This window comes from Anaerolineae bacterium (assembly GCA_016931895.1).
Taxonomy (GTDB): domain Bacteria; phylum Chloroflexota; class Anaerolineae; order 4572-78; family J111; genus JAFGNV01.
On record JAFGDY010000132.1, the window covers coordinates 1 to 11,024 of the forward strand.

The following is an 11,024-nucleotide window of genomic DNA, read 5'->3' on the forward strand; positions in this document are numbered from 1 at the left end:
AATGGAACCAATACTTTTGTTAAGCGACAAGCTGAATGTCATTTCGAGGCCATAGGCCGAGAAATCTCCTTCTAAAGGTACGGTTTCAAGGAGATTTCTCCCTTCGGTCGAAATGACATATCCGCCATTGCTACTGAAAGTAATGGTTTCAAACTAATCTCAGTATAAATTTAATTTACCAACCTTTTTGACGGCGGCCCAGGGCGCGGTCCATCTGGCGGCGGTCGGTGCGATCACGCATGGCCTGCCGTTTATCGTGCAGCTTTTTGCCGCGAGCCAGTCCCAATTGCACTTTGGCCCGGCTGTTTTTCAGGTAAATTTGCAGCGGCACCAGGGTCAGGCCCTTTTCCTGCAACTTGCCGGTCAACCGGTTGATCTCGCGGCGATGCATGAGCAATTTGCGGTCACGCCGGGGTTCGTGGTTTTGCTGGCTGGCTTGCTTGTAAGGCGCAATGTGGGTGTTGATCAACCACAACTCGCCTTCGCGGATGGTGGCGTAACTATCTCTTAAATTGACCTGCCCGGCGCGAATGGACTTGATCTCGCTGCCGGTTAACACCAGGCCCGCTTCAAAGGTGTCTTCGATGAGATAGTCGTGGCGCGCTTTGCGATTGGCTGCAATAACTTTAACGGGTTCACTCATTTTCGGCAATCACTTCATTGCGTAAAAATTCAACGGCCCGGTCTAATTGGGGGTCGCGTTCCTGCTCAATATCTTCAATGGTCATTTCCACTTCAAAATCAGGCGCTATGCCTTCGCCGTGAATTTGCCGGCGGAAGGGGGTCAACCACTCGGCCACAGTCACCCGCAATTCAGAACCATCAGATAGGGTGTGTGGCAACTGCACGGACCCTTTGCCAAAGGTCTGCTCGCCAATGAGCGTGCCCCGGCCGTAATCCTGGATGGCGCCGGCCACAATCTCGCTGGCGCTGGCGCTGCCGCCGTTAATCAGCACCACCAGGGGCGACTCAACGGCTACGTGCCGGCCTCCTCTGGCATCAAACTTTCTTTCCTCGTCGCCCTTTAACTTTTCAATCACCACCGTGCCTTCTTCCAAAAACAGGGCGCTAACGTCCACGGCCTCCGAGAGCAGGCCGCCCGGATTGCTGCGCACGTCAAAGATAATGGCCGTTGCGCCCTGGTCAAACAGGGATCCAAGGGCCTCGGCCACTTTGCCGGAAGCGCCTTTGCTGAATTGGGTCAGGCGCACGTAGCCAATAGACGGCTCTATAAACTCCCACTCAACCACCTCTATTTCAATGGTGGCCCGCACAATGGGCACTTCAAAAGGCTCGCGTTCACCCTCACGGAAAATGGTGAGCGCCACGGTTGAACCGGCCGGGCCGCGAATGAGCAGCACGGCTTCATACAGGCTCAACCCCTCAAGAGATTGGCCGTCCACTTCAATGATAACATCGTCGGGACGAAGCCCGGCCTCAAACGCCGGGCGACCGGGCATGGGATCGGCCACAATCAAGCGGCCAAACTCATCCATCCGAATGGTGGCGCCAATGCCTTCAAAGCTGCCGGTGATGTCTTCACTAAAAACGGCCGCCCGAATGGGGTCAATAAAGCCGGTATGCGGGTCGCCAAAAGAATTGACCATGCCCCGAATAGCCCCATAAACGCGCTCGTTATCCGGCGGAATTTCCCCATAAAATTGCTCGTTCAAAAAAGACCAAGCTTCCCAAAAGGTGGCAAACTCCGGGGGAATGTTATCCGGCTTCATCTCTGCCGGCTGGCCCGGCCCACTGCCCCCGGACAAAGGCAGAGCTGTTTCTGATGAGACAACCCAACCCGATCCATAGAAGTTGGCGTAAAAAATCATTCCGGCCACAAAGGAACCGGCGGTTACCAAACCCACCAGCACCAGCAGTAACAAAAGTTTCCCTAATCGTTTCATCAAACCTTATCCTTATTCGCCTTCCGTTAAAAAACTAATCGCCCGTGCCAGTTGGGGGTCGCGCTGGTTAAGATGGTCTTCTTCGGTGAACAGGACCTCTATATCAGGCGCCAAGCCGGCGGCGTCAATCACGTTGTTGTTGGGCGTAAACCACTTGGCCACGGTCACGTGCAGGCGGGAGTCGTCGGACAATTCATAAATCAACTGGACACTGCCTTTGCCAAAGGTTTTTTCACCAATCAGGGTAGCCCGTTCATAATCTTGCAACGCCCCGGCCACAATCTCGCTGGCGCTGGCTGTGCCGCCATTGACCAAGACCACCAGGGGTTGATCTAGGGCGTTGCCGCCGCCACGGACCTCGTACACGCGCTCGCCTTCACTTTTACGGTCCTCGCGCAGCACTACCCCCTGGCGCAAAAATTGGCTGGCTACATCCACGGCTGCATCTAGCAGACCCCCGCCGTTGTTTCGTAAATCCAAAATGTAGGCCTCGGCGCCTTGAGTGGACAACTCCTCAAAAGCTTGCTTTAATTCCTGATTACTGCGCTCGGTAAAGGCGGTCAGTTGAATATAACCAAGCGTGGGGGCTTCTTCCAAAATGCGCCAGTGCGCGCTGGGGGTTTCAACGATGGCCCGTTCAATCGTGAGGTCAATTGGCCCGTCAACGCCGGCTCGTTCAACGGTCAGCACCACTTCCGTGCCCACCTCACCCCGGATCATGGACACCACGTTGTCTATGGTCATTTCCGGGGTAAGGGCCGTGCCATCTACGGCAATAAGAATATCGCCGTTTTGCAGCCCGGCCCGTTCCGCCGCCTGGTCGCGCATTGGCTCAAGGATGATCCGGCCTTGTTCATCCTGGCGCACGTACGCCCCAATTCCGCCAAATTGACCCTCTAACTGGGCCTTTTCTTTGGCCGCCGGTTCCGGCTCAATAAAAAGGGTGTAGGGATCATTCAAGGTGGCCAGCGCGCCTTTGATGGCCCCATAAGTTGAGGTGGGGTCTTCTGGAACTTCGCCGTAAAATTGGTTTTCAATGTGATGCCATACTTCCCAATACAGCGAAAAATCTTCGGCTTCAGCCTCGGTGGGCTGGTCGTTTACTATAAAATCGCGCAGCACGTAGCCGCTGCCTGCGCCGGCGCCAAAAATAACCAGCGCGACAATGGAGGTAGTAATGATTTTGGTGATGGTTTGCATAAACGGCCTCTATTTTAAGCTAACGGCTTTAAATTGTAGCATGGATAGAGAGGGGGAGCAAACACTCATTGAATTGAGAGGGCCAATTCCGGCAACGCGATACTTGCGTTCCCCCTTCGTGTGGATTAAACTTTGGGCAGTTTGCGCCGGTGAGGTTCTATATCACGAGCCAAGAATTTAACAAAAAATTTGAGGATGGAGTGTTAAAAAAATGACAGAAGCAACATCGCCCCTTACGCGCGTGGCCGGTTTCCGGGCTATCGGCGTGACCTGCGGCTTAAAACAATCCGGCCAGCCCGACCTGGCCCTGGTTTTGGCCGACCGCCCCGGCCCGGCGGCGGCCGTTTTCACCGGCAATGCTTTTAAAGCCGCGCCGGTTTTGTATGATATGGCCCTATTGCAACGTACCCAAACGTTACAGGCCGTGATTATCAATGCGGGCAATGCCAACGCCATTACCGGCGGGCAGGGTTTGCGCGACGCCGAACACATGGCCCGCTTGACCGAAACAGCCTGCGGCCTGCCCCCCGATAGCGTTTTGGTGATGAGCACCGGCATTATCGGCCACCAAATGCCAATGGCTAAAATTGAAAAGGGAATTCGCGCTGCCGCCGAAGCCATTTTAACCCCGGCCGGAGCGCAGGGACATGCGGCAGCGCAGGCCATTATGACCACCGACCTGGCGTCCAAAGAAGCTTTTGCCCAAATCACCCTTCAAGGGCAAACGGTCAACATCGGGGGCATGGCCAAGGGCAGTGGCATGATCCATCCGAATATGGGCACGCTGCTGGGGGTGATTGTCACCGATGCCGTCATTGAGCCGCCGGCGTTGAAGGCGGCCCTCAAACAGGCAACGGCCCGCACCTTCAACCGGGTCACGGTAGACGGCGATACCAGCACCAATGACACCGTTGTGACTCTGGCTTCGGGCGCAGCCAACCACTCGCCCATCACTTATGCCCCAAACCGCCCCTCGGCTGAATTCAATACGTTTGTGGGCGCTCTCACCGAACTTTGCACGCGCCTGGCCAAAGCCATTGCCCGCGACGGCGAGGGAGCCACCAAACTGGTAGAAATTACCGTGCGCGGCGCGGCCAACGAGGCCGAGGCCGAGACCGCCGCCAAAACAATTGCCACCTCCCCCCTGATGAAAACGGCCCTGTTTGGCAACGATCCCAACTGGGGCCGCGCCCTGGCCGCCATTGGCCGCAGCGGGGCCAGCGTTGACCCCGCCCGCACTGCCCTACAATTGGGCCACTTTCAATTGGTGGCCTCCGGCGAGCCGCTGGCGTTTGACCCCGCCGCGGCCGGCAAGTGGTTAGCCCACCACGACGAGATACAACTTGTGGCCGACCTGGGCGTGGGTCAAGCCAAAGCCACCGTGTGGACTTGCGACTTATCTTACAAATATATTGAGATCAACGCCGAATATCACACCTGAGTTTGGAGAAATGAATTGACCAATTTGATCGGACAAACCCTGAACCAACAATATCGCCTGGATGCTTACCTGGGCCTGACCGGCCTCGCCGAGGCTTACCAGGCTTACGATCTCCGGCGCGCTCGCCCCGTTACCATCAAAATAATCCACCCCGATCTGGCGCAAAATCAAACCTTTCTGCGTTATCTTGACCAGGAGGCCGGAAAGCTGGCCGCCCTGGCGCACCCAAATATCGTCCGCTTTTATGAATTCCAACAAACCGAAGACCTGGCCTTTTGGGTAACGGATCACGCCGAGGACGCGCCCCTGAGTCGCCGCCTCCTTAAAGCCGACGGCCCCTTACCCCTGGCCGAAGTGAACAATATTTTTCAACAGACGTGCGCGGCCCTGCATTACGCCCACCAACAAAACCTGGCCCACCAGGCCATAACCCCGGCCGGTATCCGCCTCCGGCCCGATGGCGGGGTGCGGGTAGCCGACTTTGGGTTGGGCCGGGCCGCTGCTCTGGCCGGCGCCGAAGCGGGCACGCCCGCCTATCTGTCGCCCGAACAATGCCGGGGCCAAAATGTGGATGACCGGGCCGATATTTACGCCCTGGGGATTGTTCTGTATGAAATGGTCGCCGGGCGTCCGCCCTTTGCCGGCGAGGGAGCGCCGGAAACAGAAAGGAGCGCGCGCGATAAAGTTTGTTGGCAGCAAATTCACGCCACCCCCGTCCCGCCCCGCCACTTCAACCCCAACCTGCCCCCGGCCCTGGAGCGGGTCATCCTCAAAGCCCTGGCCAAAGCGCCTGCCGACCGTTTCCCCGACATCCCGGCGATGCTGGCCGCGTTTGACCTTGCCCTCGGCGACGAGGTAAATCAGGCGCAAGCGGCGCAACCCTATGCCCAGCCTTTGCCGGCCAAAACTCCTCTGTCTGCGTCTGCCGCGGCCGTGGCCGCCAGGTCCGCTTCGGCGGCCCATCCGACCATACCGGCTGCCCCGGCGGATAACAAGACTCGCCCCCGAAATCACCTGGCCAAGGCAGTGGTGGCCGGGGGGATGGTGATAGCGGCGTTGTTGTGTGTAATTTTGCTGGCCGGGCTGTTGCTTATTCCCAATGGCCTGATTTATTTTGACTACACCAAAATTGGCCGCGACGGCGGCGCGGCGCAAGACCCTGATGGGACCACGCTCTTTTTCCCGCCCGGCGGAATTGGCCGCGCCTTGTGGGTAAAATTGACCGCCATACCGCGCAGTTCATTTTTGCAGGGAGAGGCCGGCGACAGCTTGCGGGCCGCGGCCCAAAGTATCCCGCCCTACCTGGTGATGAAAAGCCCCTTTTACCAAATTGAACACGGCGGCGGCGCGGCCCAAACGGCCGTCATCCGCGTGCCCATCCCCAACGAATCCGAACCCTACAGCACCCTGGATTTATACACCTGGACCGGCGAAACCTGGCAGTGGCTGTCGCACCGCAAAATATTGAACCAGGAGATACTTGAGGCTGACCTGGATTACCTGCCCCCGGCAGTGGTGGTGATGCAAACCCACCCCCTCCAGCCTAATCTATCTGTTGACCTGGGGCCGGACACCGTTATCCCGGATAACGTCAAAGAAACCGTGGTTGAAATCCACCCCCAGGGCCTATCCCTGGGCGGCGAGGGCGGCATTATCAACAATCTGCAATTGCCGCCGGAAGCGCGAAATACCTATTTGGTGGTCATTCCCACCTTGCGCAACTGGCAAGATGATGGCGCTGTGCGTTCAGATTTGGTGAATAACCTGTTAGTTGACCCCAACGCCCGCGGCCGGCACATCCAGGCCATCCTCACCCTGGTACAGCAAAATGCGTACCAGGGCATAGATATTGACTATCGCGGCATCAGCCCCGATTTGAAACAAGATTACACCGATTTCCTGGCCCAACTGCGGGCAGCCCTGCCTAACGACAAACAGCTTTCGGTGCGGGTGGAACTGCCGGCCCAGGTGGCCGCCGATACCTGGGACGCCGGCGCTTACGATTGGCCGGCCTTGGACCGCATTGCCGATGTCATCAGGATGCCTGTCCCATTCGATCCCAGGGCGTACACGCCGGGCGGCCACGTAGAAACAATGCTGGCCTGGGCCGTCGGCCAGGTGAGCCGGTATAAACTGCAACTGCTGCTCTCCACCCGCAGCACTGAACAGGCGCAGGAGACAACCCGCGCCATCAACTATCAACAAGCCCTTCAGCCGTTAGGCGTTGCCACCATTGTGGGCGGGGCGAACACGGTTGCGCCCGGCCAGGCCGTGGAGTTTACCCTGGCCGGCCCGCCGGCCTTTACCGGGCTGCAATTTGATAACGCCAGCGGTATCTACTGGTATGCCTACCTGGACGACAACCAGGTACAACACACGGTATACCTGGAAAACGCCGCCAGTATGGCCCGCAAACTACAATTGGTCACCCAATACAATTTACGGGGCGTCACCCTGCAAGTGGCCCCCCACAACGACGCCCGCACCTGGGACGTGCTGCGCAACTTTTTTGACCTGGTCATTCCACCGGTTGAAGGCCGGCAGGTGGTGGTTTGGCGCGTGCAGAATGAAGGGGGAGGTTTGATGGCCGAAGAAATGGTTGACCTGCGCCAGCCCAACTACAAATGGACCGCGCCGGAAGCAGGTGGGACCTACACCATCAGCGCCGCCATTGCGCCCGGCCCGGAGATACCCCCGACCATCCCCCGCGGCCAGGTGAACGTGCTGGTTGCCCCCTGAAAAAAACGCGCGGCATGTCATGAGCCGGTCAGTTGGCACAAGGTGGCCTATTGAACTAAGAACGCAGGGTGGCTGCCAATCGCAACGGGTGAAGCAGTAAATCCAGCGCGGCGCAAATATCGGCGGCCACTACCTGGGCCGCCATTAGCGCCTGCCCGGCGGCGCCCTCTTCTTGCAAAACGGCAATGCCCAATGCAGCCTCGGCTAACATCAAACGGTCGTTTCGCCCGTTGCCGACGCACACAGTTACCTCCGGCCCCAATTTTTCTATGTATTTAAGCTTGCCCACATCCTGGCTGTCGGGAGGGAGGATGAAACATTCAGTCGCAACACCGGCCAGGGCGGCCTGGACATTGCCAAAGGTATCTGCCGTGATCACGTGGATTTCCAGTTGCGTTGACAGGGTATTTAAACGTTCTTTGACCCCCGGCAGCAGTTGCCCATCTCGGGCCAGGGTGCCATTGTAATCCAAAACCAGGTGAGCCAGTTGTAATTTTTTGTAGCCGGGGATAGTGATTTCCAGCATTTTTCACCAATTTTTCCCGGAGCAACCGTCAAGAAGATGGCGACTCAGAGTCTAAACTAAGGCCATAGCCCAGGCCGGGGATGGTTTCAATACGGGGAATCTGCCGGCCAGACTCGTCTGGAATTGGACCGGGATGTTTTGGCGGCGAGTCAGGGGTAGCCTGGGTGATTTTTCCGCGCAGGCGATGCACCAGTTGGCGCAGCATATCCCGGTCGCCGCCTTCGGCGCCCCAAACGTGTTCAATGATGGCTTCAATGGTGAGCACGTGGCCCACGTTGAGCATGAGATAATCCAAGAGTTGACTTTCCAGGGGGGTCAGGGAAATGGTCTCCCCGTCTGGCCCCAGACGAATTTCCCGGCGGCTGGGATCAAGCGTTAACCGGCCCACTTGCCGGATGGCCGGGGCGATTTTTCTACCGGCGCGCCGGAGCACGGCCTGCGCCCTGGCCACAAGCTGGCGAGGACTAAAGGGTTTGGTGATGTAATCGTCGGCGCCCAGTTCCAGGCCACGCACAATGTCGTCCTCTTCGTCGCGCACGGTGAGCAGCAAAATGGGGGTGTCGGCTTCCTGGCGGATACGCTGGCAAATGGTAAATCCATCGAGTTTAGGCAGGTTGACGTCCAGGATAATCAAATCGGGCTGTTCTTCAACCCAACGTTGTAAGGCGGCTTCACCATCGTAAGCCCGCGTTACGGTAAAGCCCTCGCGTCTCAGGGTAAAAGCCACCACATCGGCCAGCACGCGGTCGTCATCCACTACTAATGCTTTCATCATTCCCCCTCCACGTTTAAAGTGAACCAAAAAACCATGCCGCCGCCGGGCCGGTCTTCAACGCCTACTTGACCGCCCTGGGCCTCGACAATGGCCTTGACCACCGACAAGCCCAACCCGGCCCCATACTGGCTTTGGTCGCGCTCAGAGCCAAGATGCACAAAGCGGCGAAATAAATCCTGGCGGTGCTGGGGTAAAACACCCTGCCCCTGGTCGGCCACCGCCACCCGCACCCAGCCCTGATTCACCAAAACGCTCACCGTGATTTCGGCTTCGTCGGGGCCGTATTTGCTGGCGTTAGATAACAGATTGACCAACACCTGGATGGTTCGCCGCGAGTCGGCCCGCACCACGGGGATGGCTACCGGCAATTCCAGCACCAGGCGCTGGCCGTGTTTGTCGAGCAGGGGCTGCATGGAGCGAATGGCCTCGGCGATGATGTGGCCCAGGTTGGCCGAACGGGGATGCACCTGAAAGCGTCCGGCTTCAATGCTGGCGCTTTCCAGCAGATTATCCACCAACGTTTGCAACCCCAAAATGCCCAGGTGCAGCGAAATCAACAACTCCTGCAATTCATCCGGCGTCAGGTCGGGGGCCTGGTCCAACAGCAGTTCCGCCGAAGCGGCCAGGGCCGAAAGCGGCGTGCGAAATTCGTGGGCTACGTTGGCCAAAAAATGGCCCATAATCCGGTGAATCGTCTCCGCTTCGCTGACGTCGCGGAAAACCAGGGCCGTCCAGGCATCGTCGGTGCCCGGCGGGGTAAGTTGGGCGCCGGTAATGGCCAGGGTAGCCTGCCGGTGGTTGGCTAATTCAACAGTAACTTTTTGCCGCCGCCCCGGGGGGGGAATGAAATCGCTAAAGGGTTTAGCCATATCCACGGGCCGGAAAAATTCATTCACCGGCTGCTGCAAAACCTCGGCCCGCTGCCAGCCCGTGATCCGCTCCGCGCCCGGACTGAAAAAAGCAATCCGGCCTTCATGGTCAAGGGCCACAATCCCTTCGACAATGGCCTCCAGCAGGTGGTCGGTCCACCCCTTTTCCCGACGCAATTCCATGAGCGTGCGTTGCAAATCAATCCGGGCGTTTTCCAGGGCTTGCGCCACCAGGGTTACTTCACGCACGCCCGTCTCCACAAGCGAAAGTGGCGGGTCAAGATCATCTTGACTGAGGGCGGTAGCGGCCTGGGTTAAACGAGCCAACGGGCGGCTAATCTGCCGGGCCAAAAATACGCCCAATAAAGACCCCACCGCCGCCACAACCACCATGCTGCCAATCAGCGTCCACACCAAACTTTGTTGGGTGGCGGCAATGCTGGTTACGGCCAGCGACACCTCGGCGGTCAGACCGGGTTGTCCGGCGACCTGTTCCGGCCAGAGCGGAGAAAGAGGAAACCCAAGCGCGTAATAGGGTTGGTTGTCGGCCCCGGTAAAAAAACTTTGCCCGTCCCCGGCGGGCGTATTGGGCCGGGCTGTCCGGGCCGATTGGGGGCCGGCCAGGCTGGTGGCTGCCGGTTGACCATCCACCAGCAGCGTATGTTCCAGGCCGGTCTGGTAGTACATTTGCGCGGCAAAGTTGTTGTTCAAAACAATACCCACAATTACCTGGCCCTGCGAGGCAGCAATTTCAAGAGGGTGAGCGGCAAAAAGCCAGGGTTGAGGAACAATATCTGGTTGGATATAAAGGCCGGCCGGTATATCAACGGCGCATAATTCGTTGGCTATGGCTAGTCTAGCCCCCCCCAGGGCCTGTTTTTCTGAATCACAAACAAGCACCAGGTCCAGGCCGGCGCCCGCCTGTAGAGTCTGCAAATAAGCCGACAGTTGCGCCTGTGCTTGTTGTTCCAGCAATTTTTGCAGCGTGGGCCGCTCGGCGGTGAGCGTAGCCAGGCTAATCAATTCATTTCCCCTGGCCGTATAGAGCGCCTGCGCCGCCCGGCTGCCCTGCTCCACCTGGGCCCAGGCCTGGCGTTGGAGTTGATAACGAATCAGCCAGATCGCGGGCAGGCCAACCGCCACAGCGGTCAACACCACCAACGCTATGAAGCTCAAGATTATTTGGACCGGCAGGCTCCGAGGGTCAAGACCTAAACGTTTCATTACCCATTATAGTAAACGGAATCCAGTTACAAAGCAAGGTTAAAGGGTGATTCGGGCGGTGGTTGGACGGGCCTCTAAACCCCAAAACCCTAAAAATCCTAAAATCCTTAAATTCCTAAAATTTCCGGGTATGCTCCTGTTTGCGTCTGAATTGGCCGGTCTTATGGTCAAGTTGAGACAATCAAGGGCCACAATTGTGGTAGAATTAATAATGCCTCCTCATTTTTGCCAAACACAAGCCACTATTGAGAAATTGCCCAAAAGTAATCAACCTCCCGCATAGCGGGAGGCATTAGGAAGCCCCCCAGAGGGGGGCAACTGGGATAGGAAAGCCCCGTTGGGGCTA

8 protein-coding genes are annotated in these 11,024 nt (G+C 57.8%); 2 read left to right on the top strand and 6 right to left on the bottom strand.

Annotation, left to right across the window (positions count from 1 at the left end; all coding sequences use genetic code 11):
* Positions 1-175 precede the first annotated feature (175 nt).
* From smpB to JW953_10060, 3 genes are read right to left on the bottom strand one after another with little or no spacing between them, the layout of a single operon-like run.
* Positions 176-652: an SsrA-binding protein SmpB gene (smpB, locus tag JW953_10050; GenBank protein ID MBN1993034.1), complete on the bottom strand. Its 477-nt coding sequence runs from the start codon at positions 650-652 to the stop codon at positions 176-178.
* A complete protein-coding gene (locus JW953_10055; GenBank protein MBN1993035.1) occupies positions 636-1,904 on the bottom strand; it encodes a S41 family peptidase in 1,269 nt (422 codons plus the stop codon). Before JW953_10055 ends, smpB begins: the two co-directional genes overlap by 17 nt.
* 12 nt (positions 1,905-1,916) lie before the next feature.
* A complete protein-coding gene (locus JW953_10060; GenBank protein ID MBN1993036.1) occupies positions 1,917-3,104 on the bottom strand; it encodes a S41 family peptidase in 1,188 nt (395 codons plus the stop codon).
* Between the two features lie 211 nt (positions 3,105-3,315).
* Between JW953_10060 and argJ the strand changes: the two genes are divergently transcribed.
* Entirely contained in the window at positions 3,316-4,545 is a 1,230-nt protein-coding gene (argJ, locus tag JW953_10065) for a bifunctional glutamate N-acetyltransferase/amino-acid acetyltransferase ArgJ (protein ID MBN1993037.1), read from the top strand.
* Positions 4,546-4,560: 15 nt separating this feature from the next.
* Entirely contained in the window at positions 4,561-7,284 is a 2,724-nt protein-coding gene (locus tag JW953_10070; protein ID MBN1993038.1) for a protein kinase, read from the top strand.
* Positions 7,285-7,339: 55 nt separating this feature from the next.
* On the opposite strand, the gene JW953_10075 is transcribed toward JW953_10070, so the two are convergent.
* The 3 genes from JW953_10075 to JW953_10085 are packed head-to-tail and all read right to left on the bottom strand — an operon-like array spanning position 7,340 to position 10,678.
* Positions 7,340-7,810, bottom strand: a complete 471-nt coding sequence (locus JW953_10075; protein MBN1993039.1) for an ATPase P — start codon at positions 7,808-7,810, stop codon at positions 7,340-7,342.
* A gap of 28 nt (positions 7,811-7,838) precedes the next feature.
* Positions 7,839-8,585 carry a response regulator transcription factor gene (locus JW953_10080; protein ID MBN1993040.1) on the bottom strand — a complete coding sequence of 249 codons (747 nt, stop codon included), beginning with the start codon at positions 8,583-8,585 and terminating at the stop codon, positions 7,839-7,841.
* Positions 8,582-10,678, bottom strand: coding sequence for a PAS domain-containing protein (locus JW953_10085; protein MBN1993041.1), 2,097 nt, complete (start codon positions 10,676-10,678; stop codon positions 8,582-8,584). The genes JW953_10080 and JW953_10085 overlap by 4 nt, the downstream gene beginning before the upstream one ends.
* Between the last annotated feature and the right edge of the window lie 346 nt (positions 10,679-11,024).

What these genes read in the sequence shown, in the direction of transcription:
- JW953_10055 (MBN1993035.1), bottom strand. Translation starts at nt 1,904, where the DNA reads ATGAAACGATTAGGGAAACTTTTGTTACTGCTGGTGCTGGTGGGTTTG.
- JW953_10060 (MBN1993036.1), bottom strand. Translation starts at nt 3,104, where the DNA reads ATGCAAACCATCACCAAAATCATTACTACCTCCATTGTCGCGCTGGTT.
- argJ (MBN1993037.1), top strand. Translation starts at nt 3,316, where the DNA reads ATGACAGAAGCAACATCGCCCCTTACGCGCGTGGCCGGTTTCCGGGCT.
- JW953_10075 (MBN1993039.1), bottom strand. Translation starts at nt 7,810, where the DNA reads ATGCTGGAAATCACTATCCCCGGCTACAAAAAATTACAACTGGCTCAC.
- JW953_10080 (MBN1993040.1), bottom strand. Translation starts at nt 8,585, where the DNA reads ATGATGAAAGCATTAGTAGTGGATGACGACCGCGTGCTGGCCGATGTG.
- JW953_10085 (MBN1993041.1), bottom strand. Translation starts at nt 10,678, where the DNA reads ATGAAACGTTTAGGTCTTGACCCTCGGAGCCTGCCGGTCCAAATAATC.